Source organism: Micromonospora sp. NPDC050784, assembly GCF_044456765.1.
GTDB classification, from domain to species: domain Bacteria; phylum Actinomycetota; class Actinomycetes; order Mycobacteriales; family Micromonosporaceae; genus Micromonospora; species Micromonospora foliorum.
On record NZ_JBITGG010000020.1, the window covers coordinates 40,790 to 57,792 of the forward strand.

Genomic DNA, 17,003 nt, shown 5'->3' on the forward strand with positions numbered 1-17,003 from the left:
GCGGTCGATGAAACCGTTGTTGGGCGATGACGAATCTGTTAGCTTTTTCAAACCTTGATGAGAGAGCGCTCTCCCGAGGATAGAGGTCAAAGAAGATGACGGCGCTGCACCCCCGACCAGGCACCGTCAACAGCCGCCCACCCCACCCCACCCCACCCCCGTCCCCATCCCCATCACGGCGCCGCGCGACCTTCACTGAGGCGCGACGTGCCGACGACCCTCTGTCACCGGGACAGACGCGGCACCGCTATGCGCGTCCCGGGACCTACCCGCGGGGCCGCCTACCGCGGCCACGTTCGAGACGTGATCGGCGCACGTTTCGGCTGCTTCCTCACGAGAGGTAACCAACCGATCATGATTCGCAGAGTGCTGCTAATCGTCGCTCTTGTACTGGCCGGGATGGGCGTCAACGTCGCCCCGGCATTCGCGGCCGACTTCTCGGTGCTGGTCTTCAGCAAAACCGCGGGGTTCCGGCATGACGCGATCCCCGCAGGGATCAGTGCGATCCAGCAACTGGGCACGCAGGGCAACTTCACGGTCGAGGCGACCGAGGACGCCGCCCAGTTCACCGACACGAACCTGGCCAGGTTCAGAGCGGTCATCTGGCTGTCCACGACCGGCGACGTGCTCGATTCGACCCAGCAGGCCGCGTTCGAGCGCTACCTCCGCGCCGGCGGCGGCTATGTCGGCGTGCACGCCGCCTCCGACACCGAATACGACTGGCCCTGGTACGGCAACCTCGTCGGCGCCTACTTCTCCAGCCACCCCGCGATCCAGCCGGCCACCGTCCGCATCGAGGACACCGCCCACCCTTCGAACGCGGGCATCCCGGTGAACTGGAACCGCACCGACGAGTTGTACAACTACCGCACCAACCCCCGCTCGCAGGTGCACGTCCTCGCGAATCTCAACGAGGCCACATACACCGGCGGCACCATGAACGGCGACCACCCGATCTCGTGGTGCCGGCCCTACGACGGCGGCCGCTCCTGGTACACCGGCCTCGGCCATACCCAGGAGAGCTACACCGAGGCCAACTTCCGCACCCACCTGCTCGGCGGTATCAGGTACGCCGCGCAGAACATCGGCAACTGCTCCGTGCAGGCCCCCGTCGGCACGTTCAACCAGGTGAACCTGGCCAAGGGCGTGGAGGAGACCGGTGAACCGATGGGCCTCACCGTGCTGCCCAACCGGGGTGTGCTGCACACCTCGCGGAACGGCGTCATCCGGTACACCGACGTCAACGGCAACACCAAGATCGCCCTGACGCTGCCGGTCTACAGCCACGACGAGGAGGGTCTGCAGAGCATCAAGGCCGACCCGAACTTCGCCAGCAACCGCTGGGTGTACGTCTACTACGCGCCGCCGCTCAGCACGCCGGGCGGCGACGCTCCGTCCACCGGCACGGCGGCGCAGTTCGCCCCGTTCAACGGCTCCAACAAGCTGGCCCGGCTCACCGTGCGGGACGACAACACGATCGACCCGGCCTCGCTGGTGACGATCCTCGACGTGCCGACCAGCCGTGGGCTGTGCTGCCACGTCGGAGGTGACATCGACTTCGACGCCGCCGGCAACCTGTACCTGTCCACCGGTGACGACACCAACCCGTTCGATTCGGCCGGTTCCGCGCCGCTCGACGAGCGGGCCGACCGTAACCCCGCCTACGACGCGCAGCGCACCTCGGCCAACAGCAACGACCTGCGCGGCAAGGTGCTGCGGATCAAGCCGGGTGCGACGGGCGGCTACACCATCCCGGCCGGCAACATGTTCGCCCCGGGCACGGCGAACACCAGGCCCGAGGTGTACGCCATGGGCTTCCGTAACCCGTTCCGGATGAGCGTGGACAAGGCGACCGGGGTCGTCTACCTCGGTGACTACGGCCCCGACGCCGGCTCTGCCGACCCGCAGCGCGGGCCGGCGGGCACCGTCTCGTTCGAGCGGATCACCCAGCCGGGCTTCTACGGCTGGCCGTACTGCTCCAACTACAACACCCCCTACCAGGAGTTCACGTTCCCCAGCGGGCCGTCGTCCGGCCCGTACAACTGTGCCGGTGGGCCGACGAACAACTCCCGGAACAACACCGGCATCACCACGCTGCCGCCGTCGCAGGCGGCCTGGCTGCCCTACGGTGGGCAGGGGCCCTGGCGGCCCGAGTTGGGTGGGGGCGGGCCCATGGGCGGTCCGGTCTACAACTTCAACCCGGCGCTGGCCTCCGACGTGAAGTTCCCGGCGTCGTACAACGGGAAGGTCTTCCTCGGGGAGTTCACCAGTCGCTGGATCAAGGCGGTCACCTTGAACGCCAACGGCACGGCCGGCGCTATCGAGCCGATCCCGTGGTCCGGAACCGCGATCATGGACATGGAGTTCGGGCCTGACGGCGCCCTGTACGTGCTCGACTACGGCACCACCTGGTTCGGCGGCGACGCCAACTCGGCCCTCTACCGGATCGAGTACAACACCGGCGGCAACCGGGCACCGATCGCGCAGATCAGCGCCACCCCGTCCTCCGGCGCGGCGCCGCTGGCCGTGCAGTTCAGCTCGGCGGGCAGCAACGACCCGGACGGCGACCCGATCACGTACGCCTGGGACTTCACCAGCAACGGCAGCACCGACTCCACGGCGGCCAACCCGACGTTCACCTACCCGGCGAACGGCGAGTACACCGCGACGCTGACGGTACGGGACCCCGGCGGCAGAACCTCGACGGCCAGTACCGTCATCGGGGTCGGCCGACCATCCATCGAATTGATCACACCGGCCGACGGATCGGTGTTCCAGTTCGGCGACCTGGTGCCCTACGAGGTGAGGGTCACCGATCCGAACGCCGGCACCATCGACTGCAGCCGGGTCCAGCTCAACTACATCCTCGGCCACGACAGTCATGGTCACCCGATCACCAGCAAGAACGGCTGCACCGGGTCGATCCAGACCACGGTGGACGGTGAGCACGACGCGTCCGCAAACATCTTCGGAGTGCTCGCCGCGGTGTACACCCCGGTCGGCGGGGTCGCGGTCCAGGACCAGCACGTGCTGCAACCGCGGACCCGGCAGGCCGAGCACTTCGGCGCCATGAACGGCGTCCAACTCGCCGCCAAGCCCAGCGCCCACGGCGGCAACGCCATCGGGTACATCGAGAACGGCGACTGGATTTCCTTCACGCCGTACAACCTCGCCGGCGTCACCGGTATCAAGGCGCGGGTCGCCTCGGCCGGCGTCGGTGGCACGCTGACCGTGCGGGTCGACTCACCGACCGGCCCGGTGGCCGGCACGGTGCAGGTCACTCCGACCGGTGGCTGGGAGACGTGGGCCGACGTCACCGGGACGATCAGCCCACCGGCCGGAACGCACCAGCTGTACCTGGTGTTCACCGGTGGCGCGGGATCGCTGTTCGACATCGACGACTTCACGTTCACCTCCGGCACCACGCAGCCGCCGTCGGGGAACCTGGCGTTGAACAAGCCGGTGACGGCGTCGAGCACCGAGTCCGGCACATTCCCGGCCTCGGCTGCGGTGGACGGTTCGCTGACCACCAGGTGGGCGAGCACCTTCAGCGATCCGCAGTGGATCCAGGTGGACCTCGGCCAGTCGACCTCCATCGACCGGGTCAAGCTGACCTGGGAAGCGGCGTACGGCTCGGGGTACCAGATCCAGACGTCGGCCAACGGGACCACCTGGACCACGGTCCGGACGGTGACCGGTGGCGACGGTGGGGTGGACGACAACACCGCGCTGGCCGCCACGGGTCGTTACGTGCGGATCAACGGTACGGCCCGCGCCACCGCCTACGGATATTCGCTGTTCGAGTTCGAGGTCTACGGCGGCGGCGTCGTACAGCCGCCTGCCGGCAACCTGGCGTTGAACAAGCCGGCGACCGCGTCGAGCACCGAGGCGGTCGCCTACCCGGCCTCCGCCGCGGTGGACGGTTCGCTGACCAGCAGGTGGGCGAGTGCCTTCGCCGACCCGCAGTGGATCCAGGTGGATCTCGGTCAGTCGTACCCCATCAATCGGGTCAAGTTGACCTGGGAGGGGGCGTACGGCTCGGGGTACCAGATCCAGACGTCGGCCAACGGGACAACCTGGACCACGGCCCGGACGATCGCCGGTGGCGACGGTGGGGTGGACGACAACACCGCGCTGGCCGCCACGGGTCGTTACGTGCGGATCAACGGTACGGCCCGCGCCACGGCCTGGGGATATTCGCTGTTCGAGTTCGAGGTCTACAGCTGATCGGGTAGACCGCGCACGATGGGGCGCAGGGACCTTCGAAGGTCCCTGCGCCCCTGGTCTGTCCCGGCCATCGCCACATGACGGGCGGCGGTGGCGATGCCGCTTCGGGGTCAGCGCCCCGACGGCGGTGCGGTGCCAGGAGTCCCGGAACCGGTCCTCGCCGCGGTCGGCCCACTGCGGGTCGGTGGCGATCGAGGTGACGCCGAGGAACAGGTCCACGTCCCGCATCGCCTCGGTGAACACCAGCGGCGGTACGTCCGCGACCGGTGCGGGTTGTCAGGTCGCGCCGTCATATCGGGCGAAGCGCACCTGGCCGGTGGAGCAGTAGTGGACGTCGTAGTCGCGTGGGTCGGCAGTGTTGACGAGTTGGTGGTGGAAGGACGCCCGCCGAACGCCGCCGCCGAAAGGTTTCGGTCTGCCAGGACACACACGTGCTCGAGCGCGGGCGCCTGGGCATCGCCGGGCTCCGAAATAGATGCCGGATTGGCGCAGCTCGACGGTCGCGGGTGGCTCTCCGCTGGCATCCGAGATCTCCACCGGCATGATCCTGCCGTCGACCGGCCCACCCCAAAACCACGCCTCTACAACTGCCGTCACGCCATGATGACGCAGCGCTCCGTCCGGCCGCGCTACTGCAGCAACTCGGCGTGTGGATGCTCCGGCGATACCGGACAGACGTAGAGCTGCAGGTTGAACCCGGCGATAGACATTAGGCTCGGCCGCGCAGGGTCCGGGTATACCTCACGCGTGGCATCGTCTCTGTCCTCGTAGGGGATCCAACTGTGGTTGCTGTCGTCCCACTCGCTCGAGGCGATCGTCAGCAGCGGCTCGAGCGGTGTTCCGCAGCTCTGGCAGGGCAGCGGATGAGGGTCAGTGAAGCTCCAGGGCGCCCAGCCGCCGACTTTCCAGCCCGGCGCAACGGACAATTCGTACTGGTAGAACGCGGACTCTGCCTGGTCGTACGCGCTTTCCGGGGCAGCGCCGGCTTTCTGCCGGGCGCTCCACTGCTCCACCTGCTCGCGCAGGCCCTGCTCCAGCTGGAGCGGGGCGGGATATTCCGTCACCTGCTCAGGATGGATGAGGCACGGTTGAGGGACGTAACCCTCATGTTGGACCGCCACGGGTTGCGGGGGAGAGGCGACCACGTCGGTGAGCCGGGTCGAGGAGCGCCAGAACAGCGCCGTCTTCGGTATCTGCTGCTCGGGGTGGTCGAATGGGCACCACAACACTTGCAACATGTCCGCCTGCTCGGGCACACGTAGATGGGGCACGTCGCGAAGATAGAGCTGGGCGACGGGCAGCAACGCCACTGGCTCCTCGGGCCAGGGACGGCCACGATCAATACGGTCCACGACCTGCTGCTCCTGCGGCGTGAACAGCATGTCACCGGCAGGACGGTTATTCGCAGCCGTCATGAGCTGCCGCAGCAGTCTCACATCCTGCACCGTTGTCGCCGGTCGGCCGTCCGGCTGGTGCGGACCATCGCAGAACGGCCACGCCTCGGTGACCGGCCACAGCAGCGGCCCGCCGACCGAGCTGCCGCGGACAGACGGTGAGCCGGGACGTGGGTGCAGACGTGTCGTCGTGCGTGCCAACGGCGCCAGTTGCGGGAACACCACCGCGATGTCCGCCGGCCGTGGCGGGGTGCTGCGGGGGGCGCCGGCTGCTGATGGCCCGGGACCGTCAGTTTCCAAGGTTGACCACCGCTCCGTTAACCGTCCGATTGTTGGGCACGATACTGCCGCTGAACAGGGGCTGCGTCGTGCCGTCGGCCCTCTGGACGGTAGCGCTCATGGTGACCGACGTCGGGATGGTGCTGGTGGCGTCGCGGTACTGCGCTGTCACCTCGTAGTACACCGCCTCGCCGGCGTTCAACCGTCCCACCGCTGTCTGGGCGGTCTGCTCATACGTGCGCATGCTGGGCGTGCCGGTGTTCATGCCCACCTGCCAGCAGGGGACCAGGTTAGCCGCGATGCCCTTGCCTCCGAGGACATTGGCGACGAGGTGGCACCGGGCGAGGCTGCCGCCGCCGTTTCTGGTAGCGAACGATTGGGCGTCCTGCCAGCCGGTGATGTCTCCCTGAGCGGCGGTTCCCTTCGCGGCGGGCCTGGTGATGCAGGCGGTCGCCTGGCTGGCCCGAGCACCGGGACCGCCTGGGGGAGTGGTGCTCTTGTTGCGGTGGGCCACCGGTTGTGTGGTGTTCACGATCCACCCGCCGCCGCTGCCCTGCGCGCCCGGCGGACGGGAACTCACGCATGTGCTTCTGCTGGGTGACGGGGAGGCGGTAGCCGGTGCGGGCGATGCGCTGGCGCTCGGCGCGGCCGTGGGCGTCGGCTGCAGGCGTGTGCGGGCGTCGTCGAGCCACTCTTGCAGCTCATCGAGGATCCGCTGGACTTGCACGCGTGTCACCGCACGCGCCAGCACCTGAGCCTGCGCCGCGTAGACATGGGCGCCGCGCTGAGCGCGGGCCCGCAGGTACCAGCTGGTCCAAGCGGGGGACACGTTGGTGCAGCTCAGTTGGCCAGTGGCGTTGACCGGCAGGGTGCCTGTGGTGGTGCAGCCGCCGACTGGTCTGCCATCACCGGTCATCGTGACGGTCATGGTGGCGCTGGCGGACTTGGGCGTCTGCAGGTCCTTGCCCACGAAGCGGCTGCTGATGGTGACGGTTATCCGGCAGGCGCCGGGACCGCATCCGGTGAAGCGGGCGCTGCCTCTGGCCGTGAATTGGTAGGACAGGTCGAACGAACTCTCCAGCTCCTTGGCATTTCTGGTCAGGTCGCGGAACAGGGCATCCACCTCGGGTTGCCCCATGTCGGCCACGCGGATCCGTCCGGGCAACGTCGGCGCCGCAGGTGCCATCCGCCGCCAGCTGACCTGTCGCGAACCGCCGCTGCCGGCCCGAGCCGTGGAGGCGTGTGCGGCTCCTTGCAGCGTCGGCATGCCGGGCAGTGACGGCAGGCTCGGCAACGGCGGCAGACTCGGTAGATCAGGGGCTGAGGGAGCACCGGTCCTGGTCGGGAAGGCCGGCAGGCTCGGGAAGGACGGAAGTGACGCACCTCCTTCCTTAGACACGATCTGCACCAGCCGATGCGGACGCTGTGTGCTCACGAAGATTTCGGCCTGAGAGGTGGTGGCCTTCCAAGTCGTCACCCCCTCCACCGGTGTTGTCTCACCTGAACGCGGGAACGTGGTGCCGTCGGCGCGGAGGCGTTCGTCGACGGCGTCAGCGAGGGAGCGGGGCGTGAGAGCCTGCTGAGCGGCGGGGCCGGCTGCGGCTCCTCCGGTGAGCCACTTACCGGTCAACAAACTCGACTGCGCGCCGGTGGTGCCAGGGACCGCGAAGCCGTCGGGGAAGCGGACATAGGCCTTGCCGCCGATGCTCAAACTCTGCACGTTGATACCGCCGAGCGCCATCGTGCTCAGAGACTGGCCGGCACTGGTCGCGCGCGTGGTGACCGCCATGCCCCCCAGATCCGATATGTACTGCAGCCCGGGTGCCTGCCGCATCGCTTCTACGGCCGCGGTGAAAGCGTCTTTGGTACTCACCTCGATCTTCTTGTCTCCGCCGGTACAACCGGTGACCGCTAACAGGGCCACTGAGATGCCGCACAGAAGGGCCTGCCGCCGCCCGCTCATGATGTCCTCCCCGTTGGACCGACTGAGCCGCGAAACGCCAACGGTAGAGAAGGACACCCGTGAACGCTGTCTAGTACCTGACGACCTCTCACGATAGAAGCGGTGCGGGCCCCTGCGGTTGATGTGCTGTCAGGCCGGCACGTGACCTGCCGTCCAGCACGCCGAGTGGCTGTGGCAGCCGACGTACGCTGTAAGCGCGACGTGTAGCGCCGCCAGTCGCGTTGCTGAGAGCCCGGCGGCGATATTGTTGAGCTGGTGCGGGTCGACGTTCCGCTTGTAGTACTCCCGATCCCCGTTGGAGTACTCGACGTAGGTGTAGGTCCCTGTTCGTAGGGCCTCGTAGGTGACAGGGCTTCCGTTGCGCCGGTCCTGGGCGTCGGGGTCGTCGGCTGCCTCGTTGGGGCCGTGGTGCTCGATCAGCGCCCCGGTACGCCGGTTCGACGCCCGTTCGCCCCGCGAGAGGAAGCAGATTGCGCCCGTCGATGTGCGATCTGGGGTGACCGAGGCGATGCACCGACTGCCTGGGTGAGCTGACGATCAAGGCTTCGACACCCTGATGATCATCTGAAGCGGTCATGCCCCCGCCTTGCTTCGCGCAACCCAGGCGCTTCACGGCCGAAAGCCCAAGTCGGACGTCCCCAAGACTTTGCTGGGGCCCTGCCTGCGACCCGCTGCCACCCCTCCCGCACCAGCCTGGCGAGATGACGATCAAAATCTTGTTTCCCGTACGACCGGAGAACCGCCGCTCAGCCTCAGGTGACCGGCGCAAACCTGCCGGTGATCGTCGGGTGGTTATCGCCGTACGGCATCGGCGTTTTCCGTTGTTGTTCTGGTTTTCTCAGCTGGGGTGACCGACCAGCTGGCGAGGAGTTTGAGGCGGTCCTCGGACGGGGTGCCGGATTCGGCGGTGTAGATCATCAGGTTGTGCACGGCGCGGCCGGGCAAGGGCAGGTCGAGGTCCTGGAAGGTCAGCTCCAGGTGGCCGACCTCGGGGTGCTGGAGTCGTTTGACGCCGTCGTGGCGGATCAGGACGTCGTGCGCGGCCCACCGGTCGCGGAACTCCTGACTGAGTGTGGACAGCTCGCCGATGAGGTCGCGCAGCGCGCGGTCGCGGGGCTCGCGGGCGGCCTCGGCGCGCAGCAGGGCGGAGGTGGCGTGGCCGGCGGCGGTCCAGTCGACGAAGAAGTCATGGGAGCCGGGGTCGAGGAAGATGTAGCGGGCGAGGTTGGGGCGCCCACGCCTGTCGGCGGTGGCGCTGGCGAACATCGGCGCGTACAGGGCCTGGGCCAGAGGGTTGGCGGCGATGACGTCGGTGCGTCCGTTGCGCACGAACGCCGAGGACATCGCCATGGAGTCGAGCATCCATTGGACTCGGGGCGGGACTTCGACGTCGCGGCGACGCGAGGGCGTGCGACTGCCGGCCCGCGAGGACCGGGCCAGGTCGAACAGGTAGGTGCGTTCGTCGTCGTCGAGGCGCAGGGCGCGGGCGACCGCGTCGAGAACATCCTCGGACGACGATGCCGACCGGCGCCGGCACCACTTCGCCGAGGACCACCTGCGGATTCTGGTCGGCAACACGCGGGCCGTGCTGCGGCTCGCCATGGGCGACCCGGCCGGCGCGCGCGAGAATCTCAGGCAGGCCTACGCCGCAGCACTGGAGACCGGCGACCGGCCGATACTGTCGCTGGTGGCGGTGACGGCGGCCGCGCTCGCTGCGGCGCACGGGCGTCATCGAGAGTCGGCCGTCCTGCTGGGCACCGCAGCCCGGCTGCGCGGCGTGCACGATCGCACCGACTGGCGGATCGGCGACCTCACCCGGCGCGGGCAGGCCGCGCTGGGGGAGCAGGCCTTCGCCGCGGCGTACCGGACGGGCTGGCAGCTCGACGTCCAGACAACTGTGGCCACGCTCGAGTCTGTCAGCGGTCTGAAGGACGCTGCCAGCGGTGATCCTTAGCGTCGCGGGCATGAAGAACACAAGCGTCCTCATCTCGGGCACCAGCATCGCCGGCCCCGCCCTGGCCTACTGGCTGCACCGGTACGGCTTCCGCGTCACCATCGTCGAGAAGACCCCCGAACTGCGCACCGCCGGCATCACCAACATCGCCGCCGCCAACCGGCATGTTGGTGTGCGGGTGTCCCGGCCCCTTATAGCCGCAGGCGAACTGGTCCTCCATCGCCGAGACGTTCACCACGAACTTCCGGCGGCGGGTCGCGGCGGCCATCTCCGGGCGTAGCCGGCAGACCAGCACGAACGGCACGACCTGCACCGGTCGGCCGACACCCATGACCTCAACCAGATCCGGCGATCTGAGACCTGCGCCACCCGGCCCCCGATGCCGAACAGCCCCATCGACGCCGCCCGCCCCCGGTCCGAAACCCCGGCCCTGCCGCCCGTCGACGTCGCTACATCCTTCATGCGCGGACTGGCCCTTTGTGGTGCCGTTGGACGCAACTCGCAGCCGCAGGGCTGCAGAGCCCCGCACCCGTACGGCCGGCCACCGACTTCGATGACCGGCTCACTGAGAGGAACGCGCTGCGCGTCTATGGTGCGACCAAGCGATCGGGCTCAGCAGCGCGGTCACACTCGTTGTGGCAGGGTCACGCGGAGTTGCGCCACTTGCGGCCGTGCCGGCCGATGAGCCGGTCGGCGTCGGTCGGGCCCCAGGAGGCGGCCTCGTAGGTCGGGATTGGCGAGTTGTCCTTCTCCCAGTTGTCGATGATCGGATCGACGATCCGCCAGCACTGCTGCACCTCGTCGCTGCGGATGAACAGCGACGCGTCACCGATCAGCGCGTCCAGGAGCAGACGCTCGTACGCCTCCGGGGACTCCTCGACGAACGTCTGGTCATAGGAGAACTCCATCGTGGCGGTGCGGACCCGGAAGGAGTGACCCGGCACTTTGGCACCGAAGCGCAGCGAGATGCCCTCGTTGGGCTGGATCCGCAGGATCAGCGCGTCAGCATCGAGGCCGGTGAGCTGGTCGGTCGGGATCGGCAGGTGCGGCGGTCGCTGGAACTGCAGTGCCACCTCGGTGAGCCGGGCCGGCAGGCGCTTGCCGGTGCGTACGTAGAACGGCACTCCGGCCCAACGCCAGTTGTCCACGTTGAGCCGCATCGCGGCGTAGGTCTCGGTCCGCGACAGGGGGTCGACGCCGGCCTCCTCGCGGTAGCCGGCCATCAGCTCCTCGCGGGTGCCGCCCCGGGTGTACTGTCCCCGGACCGCGGCCTCGGCGATGTCCCGGTCGGTGGGGAGCCGGATCGCCTGCAGCAGCTTCACCTTCTCGTTGCGCAGGCCCTCAGCCTCGAATGAGGCCGGTGGCTCCATCAGCGCCAGCGCGAGGACCTGGAGTACGTGGTTCTGCACGATGTCCCGCATCGCGCCGGCGTCCTCGTAGAAGCCGCCGCGGCTGCCGACGCCGAGGGTCTCGGCGACGGTGATCTGCACGTGGTCGACCCAGGAGCGATCCCAGATGGGCTGGAAGATCGAGTTCGCGAAACGCAGCGCCAGCACGTTCTGGACGGTGTCCTTGCCCAGATAGTGATCGATACGAAAGACCTGGTGCTCGTCGAACGCGCTGTGCACGACGCCGTCGAGCTCGCGGGCCGTGGCCAGGTCGCGCCCGTACGGCTTTTCGATGACCAGGCGGGAGAAGGAGCCGTCGCGTGGCTGGTTGAGCCCGACACCGGCCAGTCCGTTGATCACCGGCTCGAAGGCTCCGGCCGGGGTGGACAGGTAGAAGAGCCGGTTGCCGGACGTGCCCCGCTGTGCGTCCAACTCGTCGAGGGTTTCCACGAGCCGCTTGTAGGTCTCCGGGTCGTCGTAGCCGCCGGCCACGTAGCGCACGCCGCCCTGGAGCTGGCGCTTGCTGGCGAGGGTGCGTTCGCCTAAGGCGCTCTCGGCGAACTGCTCGTCGGTCATCGACGTGCGCGCGACGCCGACCAGCGCGAACTGGTCCGGGAGCCGCTCGTGCCGAGCCAGGCTCTCGATCGCGGGCAGCAGCTTGCGTCGAGTCAGGTCACCGGAGGCGCCGAAGATCACCAGCGTGGCCGGCGGGGCACTCCGCTCCTGGATGAGCTGAGATGCGTGGTCCATGGTCTGCGTTCCTCCGGGCACAAGGGATGGGGTTGGGGGGTGTGCTGTCATGCCAGGAATTGTGCGAGCTTCGGCGGTAGTGTCCGGGGCCACGCGGCGTGGCCCGTTAGTCACGGAGCTTGAGCGTCGCATGCCGGGCTGACGGGTAGGCGATTCGGTGCAGTCTGTCGGCGTACGCGGTGGTGGTAAGAGTGATCGTGGCCAGGCAGCCCGCGGAGGTCAACGGCTCGCCGGCGGCGGCGCCGAACCAGACCCGCCGGTATCGGGGGCGGGTTTGTGCACGACTCGCTGACCTCGCATCGCCCAGCCGGCGAAGGCGGTCAGCTCCAGCACGTGTTCCACTCATGGGGCGTCCACGACCAGGCTGTCGCAGTACGCGCCGACACCATCGGCGCGGTATCGCTCGGTGCGCTCCTGATTGTCTTTGATGGTGATGGCGCGACCGTTGAGACTGCTTACGGCTTCTCCCGCCGGGTACAGGTGCCGACTGGGCGGCGGCGCGGCGGGCGTTGAGGACCTGGAGGAACTCGTCGTCGGCTGCTGCTTGCTGGTGCCGTGGCGGATCAGCCAGGAGCAAGTTCTTCTCCTGTGAAGCTTGCCGGGCAGGCCGCAGCCCATGCGGTGGCCTCAAGCACGAGCACCAGCGCACTCGACGGTGGGACGGTCGACGGGACGTCGCTCTGCGGCAGAGACCATCAGCACCGCGGTGGTGCCGGCGAGGGCCGCAGCGACCGGGTCCCGTGTCGCCGTACTCGCGTCGGGTGCCGAGTCCGGACTCGTGTGACGGTTGCCGCCGGTCAGGGACGCGGCGAGGGGGACGCCGCCCGCGTCGGTGATGACGTGGTGTTTCGAGCCTGGCTTGCGGCGGTCGACCGGGCTCGGACCGGTTTTGGGCCGCCATTGAGCGCCCGGATGTGGGAGCCGTCGATCACCGCCCTCGACATGTCCAGCTGATGGGTGGCCCGCAGCTTGCCGAGCAGGATCTCGTGCAGTCGTTGGCATGCGCCGGCGTCGTTCCAGTCCCGCAACCTGCGCCAGCAGGTCTTCCCGAAGCCGAACCTCAACTCCTGGGGCAGGAACCTTCACGGAATCGCGGTGTGAAGCATGAACAGGATTCCGCACGACACTCTGCGGTCGCCGAGGCGCTTACGCCCGGGGAACCGGTGCCGGCGTGGTGGTCGGGGTGGCAACAGTGGTTCGATCTCGGCCCAGAGTTCGTCCGAGACGATCCACGGCGGCTGCTCACCCCTCCTCACGTTCAGACAGAACGATCCTCGTGTCCCGAGGACACGCCCAACATCGTTTCGTTAGGGGTTCTTGGTGTTGGTGTCGATGGTGTAGACCACGTCTGGCCCGACGTCATGGCGGGTGATGCCGGGAACGTCGGGGATGTTAAGCAGTGGTTCGTATGGGGTGCCTTGGACCCGGTCGCGCAGCAGGACGACGCTGCGGATGCCGAGCTGGTGCAACCGATCCAAGGCCGGCTCGCTGGGGAAGGTCGCCATAACGTCGCGGATCGCCTGACGGTTGGGTGTGGTGTAGCTGGCCGCACCGTTGACCATGGTGGGAAAACCGTCGGTCGACCAAAGCAGGACGTGGAGGTCGATACCGTCGTTGGACGGCAATACCATGATCGGAGCGTGCGCGGAGGCTAGCGCCATCGCGGCCGGTTTGGCTGGGGTTTGGGGGTGGCCCAGGTCAGGCAGGCCCTCAGCTAGCACGAGGACCAGCAACGGAACGGTCAGTAGCCGTGCCGCTCCCACCGACCATTTCGGCTTGGCGCCCCTGCGAGCCACCTCGGCCAGGTGGGTAACCAGGCCGGCCGCGAGGATGGCCAGGCAGAGAGTGGGCCACAAGATCAACCGGCCTGGTGTACGGGATCCATCGAACCCGGGCACGTAAAGATAGAGCAGGCGGTAGATCGGCCCGTTCGTGCCCAGCGCGAACAACACTCCGACGACCGCCCCAAACAGCAGCAGAAGCCGTTGCACCGGTGACCAGCGGGACAGGAACAGGCCGGCGAAGGCCAGTAGATACAGTGCGTACCCGCATAGCAGCACTTTCTCAGTCGGTACGCCACCAAGAGCGGTGCGGGCGTCGTTGTGCAGGGTGCCCCAGGGCAGCGAGGACTGCGGCGCCACGAGAAGTCCGCGCAGTGTCGGGGAGAAGTACGCGACGTAGTCCCAGTCCCGGGTGACATCTGGGTTGAGCTCGCGCACGTGTTTGTACGCGTACGCGAAGTATCCGGTCACCGCGGTGAAGACCAGCCCGCCGATCAGATCACTGACGATCAGCCGGAGGCTGAGGCGTGGGCGGTGGATCAGCCAGGCTATCAGTGTGATCAGGCAGAGGGCGGCGAGGACGTATACGAATCCCAGCCCCACGCCGAAGCCTAGGCTGACCTGCCAGGCCGCGACGAGCCAGCCAGCGAACGCCCATCCCGGCCGGACTCGTTCGGCAAGGTAGCCGCGGGTGAACGAGAGTCCGTGGCCGCGCGCCAGCATCGCCAGGGCCAGAGTGATACCACCGGTGGAGAGAATGTTCAGATGGCCGTCGTGGCCGTAGCGCCAGGGCGCGTAGGCGAGGGCGGCCCCGGCTACCGCGGCGGCGACCTTATTCGCGCCAAGTTGGCGCAGGAGCGCGTAGCCGCCGAGGAAGGCGAGCGCGAAAGCCAGCACGAACAGGATGTTGTAGCGCAGCACGGCGCCGACTACACCGTTGCCTATCAGCCCTGCCGGGGCATAGCCGAGCAGGCTGTCGTTCAGGGCCAGGCCGTACGTGTCGGGATAGAAAGCGTTGGTATCCCACAGGCCACGCAGACCGTGGGTGAGTGCGTGGCCACCCCATCCCACCAGCCATGCTTGGGCCGTCGGATCACCCGCGTCACCGACGATGGTGTGGGCCGGGTCGGCGATCGGCACAGTCTTGGCGCCGGCGGTCACCACGCGAACCGCGTACGGCGGAATCAGCCAGATCATCGCGACAGCGAGGAGCACCGAACCGAGGCTCGCGATACTCAGTTCCCGCCGATGGGCCCCACGTGTCAGCCAGTCCCTCGTGCCTCGACCGGCGCGCGCGAGTCGGCCAGTTTGTCCAAGATCGCTGAGAGTGACGGCTGATGTGGGGCCTCCTGCCGGTGGCTCTACCTGCGTCATCACATTGACCCTCACTGTTGAACCGCCGCAGTAAATCATGAGCAGGGCGGCGCATAGAGTCAAGACCTCGATCAATGCCGTCCAGGTAGCCGGGACTTACGCTGTTTATCAAAGGCGCCTTGTCACGCAGGAGTCGCGATCGGTTCAGCGGCGAATTTTGCCGCTGTCGGAACAGGACACGCCAGGGTTGCTGCAGGCCCTCGCCCGGGTTCCAGACCCACGGGACGCTGGCGGCCGGATCCATCCGCTGCCGGTACTGCTCGCGTCGCGGCGGTGGTTTCGGGAATCGAGCCGCGTCGTGGAGATCGTCGAATGGGCCGCCGACCTGCCGGAGCGGCGTGGGGCGTCTCGGTGCAACCCGCGACGCGTTCACCGGTGTCCGGCGGGTGCCTGACGACAGAACCCTGTCCCGGGTACTGACCGGTATCGACGCGGACGCCCTCGATGCTGCGTTGTGCCGCTGGCTGCTCAGCCGGGCGGGTCTGACCGGGGCCGGCTGACGAGTGATCGCGGCGACGGCAGGACACTGCGCGGCAGTGGGCCGACCGGGGCCCAGGTGCACCTGCTGGCCGCACTAAACCAGGCAGGCGGTGGTCGGGTCGGTGAGGTCGGGGATGAACGTGGCGTCGTGCCGGTGGTATTTCATCGACTTCGTGTAGTTGCGCAGCACGGCGGCGCCGGTACCGAGCCGGATGCGGGCCTGGGCGAATGCGGCCCGTTCCGTGCTGGTGGTCCAGGCGGAGGTTGGGGTGACCGGGGCGAGTTGGTGGTACCAGCCGGGAAGTTCGTGCGGGCGGCGGTAATCATCGCCGCTGGTGCGGAGGGTTACGCCACGAGCGGCGATGGCGTCGTCGAAGGCCGCGTACTGGTCGCTGCGGGCCGTGGGCACACGGTCGCCGGGCTCGCCCTCTGTTGTTGTCTTCGTGGCACCATGTTGCGCTATGGATCATCAGGGGCAGTTTCATCGTGCAGCGCTCGCGTTGGGCATCCCGGACGACGAGGTCGGCCAGTTCATCCAGCACCTCCGTTTGTCAATCCGGTTGAGCGGGGGATCCGGCGGTGTTCCGGTCGGGCAGTTCGGTGGGTTGCCCCGGCTGCCGGTGGGCATGGACTGGCCGTCCGACGGGGTCAGTCCGTTGCCGTTCATCTTCTCGGTCGACTGTGCGGCGCTGCCAGGAATCGACGGCTTCGGCCTGCCGGCAGACGGCTCGCTGCTGTTCTTCCTAAACCACGAGCAGGCCGCTGCCACCGGGGAGCGAAGATGCGGGCGAGTCGTGTATGTGCCGGCCGGGACCGATACCGAGCTGGCGACAGGATCCACCGACGACGCGTTCGTCGGCGAGCAGTACGACGTCGGCGCCACGCTGCGCGCGGAGTTCCCCGATTGGTTCGGGGGGGACGACGAGGACGAGGAGAACGAGGACGAGGACGACCTGTCGCCCTTCCAGCAGCAGTTGGCCCGTGATCTCGAGCGTGACCTGCCGCACCTTGACGAACTCTGTGCTCTGGCCAACGAACTCTGGCCGCCTGACAACGGGTACGCCAGCGCCTATATCGGCGGGTATGCCGACGAGGAAGTAATCAAGAGTATTGCGGAGCAGACCCTCGCGTGGCGCGAGAAGACCGGCGAGATCGTCATCCCGGTCGCGAAATGGTATTCCCATGTGGAGAAGGAGACACACCGGCTGACGAGTGAGTGGGTGTCGCTGGCCCGCTTTCCCGTAGACAACGAGCTCTATTACCGCAGTGACGGGAGTTTCGTGATCCGCCACGATGACCTGGCTGCTAGTCGGCTGGACGAGGCACTTCCCGTGGCTGAGTTGATCCCATAGAACACCGGCGGCGGCTGTCACCCGTCAAGTGAAGCTGATGTGTAACGGATCAAGTGAAACC

11 protein-coding genes are annotated in these 17,003 nt (G+C 67.8%); 4 read left to right on the forward strand and 7 right to left on the reverse strand.

What is annotated here, in order from left to right:
• Positions 1 to 366 precede the first annotated feature (366 nt).
• Positions 367 to 4,227 (forward strand): ThuA domain-containing protein, encoded by a 3,861-nt coding sequence (locus tag ACIBD9_RS24825; protein ID WP_396721251.1) that lies wholly within the window; start codon positions 367 to 369, stop codon positions 4,225 to 4,227.
• A gap of 629 nt (positions 4,228 to 4,856) precedes the next feature.
• Here ACIBD9_RS24825 and ACIBD9_RS24830 read toward each other — a convergent pair.
• The 3 genes from ACIBD9_RS24830 to ACIBD9_RS24840 all read right to left on the reverse strand — a co-directional run bounded on the left by ACIBD9_RS24830 (position 4,857) and on the right by ACIBD9_RS24840 (position 9,426).
• Positions 4,857 to 5,846, reverse strand: a complete 990-nt coding sequence (locus tag ACIBD9_RS24830; RefSeq protein WP_396721253.1) for a hypothetical protein — start codon at positions 5,844 to 5,846, stop codon at positions 4,857 to 4,859.
• Positions 5,847 to 5,910: 64 nt separating this feature from the next.
• Positions 5,911 to 7,920, reverse strand: coding sequence for a DNA/RNA non-specific endonuclease (locus tag ACIBD9_RS24835; protein ID WP_396721254.1), 2,010 nt, complete (start codon positions 7,918 to 7,920; stop codon positions 5,911 to 5,913).
• Between the two features lie 735 nt (positions 7,921 to 8,655).
• Entirely contained in the window at positions 8,656 to 9,426 is a 771-nt protein-coding gene (locus ACIBD9_RS24840) for a transcriptional regulator (RefSeq protein ID WP_396721374.1), read from the reverse strand.
• On the opposite strand from ACIBD9_RS24840, the gene ACIBD9_RS24845 reads away from it, so the two are divergent.
• Complete coding sequence (locus tag ACIBD9_RS24845; RefSeq protein WP_396721377.1) at positions 9,317 to 9,817, forward strand: hypothetical protein; 501 nt, start codon at positions 9,317 to 9,319, stop codon at positions 9,815 to 9,817. The genes ACIBD9_RS24840 and ACIBD9_RS24845 overlap by 110 nt on opposite strands.
• A 10-nt stretch (positions 9,818 to 9,827) precedes the next feature.
• Complete coding sequence (locus ACIBD9_RS24850; RefSeq protein WP_396721256.1) at positions 9,828 to 10,097, forward strand: hypothetical protein; 270 nt, start codon at positions 9,828 to 9,830, stop codon at positions 10,095 to 10,097.
• Positions 10,098 to 10,461: 364 nt separating this feature from the next.
• Here the strand turns inward: ACIBD9_RS24850 and zwf are convergent, their stop codons facing one another.
• The 4 genes from zwf to ACIBD9_RS24870 form a co-directional block, all read right to left on the reverse strand.
• Positions 10,462 to 11,955 carry a glucose-6-phosphate dehydrogenase gene (gene zwf, locus ACIBD9_RS24855; RefSeq protein ID WP_396721257.1) on the reverse strand — a complete coding sequence of 498 codons (1,494 nt, stop codon included), beginning with the start codon at positions 11,953 to 11,955 and terminating at the stop codon, positions 10,462 to 10,464.
• A gap of 1,082 nt (positions 11,956 to 13,037) precedes the next feature.
• The gene (locus ACIBD9_RS24860) at positions 13,038 to 13,211 is read right to left on the reverse strand and encodes a transposase (RefSeq protein ID WP_396721258.1); all 174 of its coding nucleotides are present in this window, start codon (positions 13,209 to 13,211) and stop codon (positions 13,038 to 13,040) included.
• Between the two features lie 51 nt (positions 13,212 to 13,262).
• The gene (locus ACIBD9_RS24865) at positions 13,263 to 14,951 is read right to left on the reverse strand and encodes a hypothetical protein (RefSeq protein WP_396721260.1); all 1,689 of its coding nucleotides are present in this window, start codon (positions 14,949 to 14,951) and stop codon (positions 13,263 to 13,265) included.
• Between the two features lie 733 nt (positions 14,952 to 15,684).
• Positions 15,685 to 15,999 (reverse strand): hypothetical protein, encoded by a 315-nt coding sequence (locus ACIBD9_RS24870; protein WP_396721262.1) that lies wholly within the window; start codon positions 15,997 to 15,999, stop codon positions 15,685 to 15,687.
• 52 nt (positions 16,000 to 16,051) lie between these two features.
• On the opposite strand from ACIBD9_RS24870, the gene ACIBD9_RS24875 reads away from it, so the two are divergent.
• On the forward strand, positions 16,052 to 16,942 hold the full coding sequence (locus ACIBD9_RS24875; RefSeq protein WP_396721264.1) for a DUF1963 domain-containing protein: 891 nt from the start codon (positions 16,052 to 16,054) through the stop codon (positions 16,940 to 16,942).
• Positions 16,943 to 17,003 lie beyond the last annotated feature (61 nt).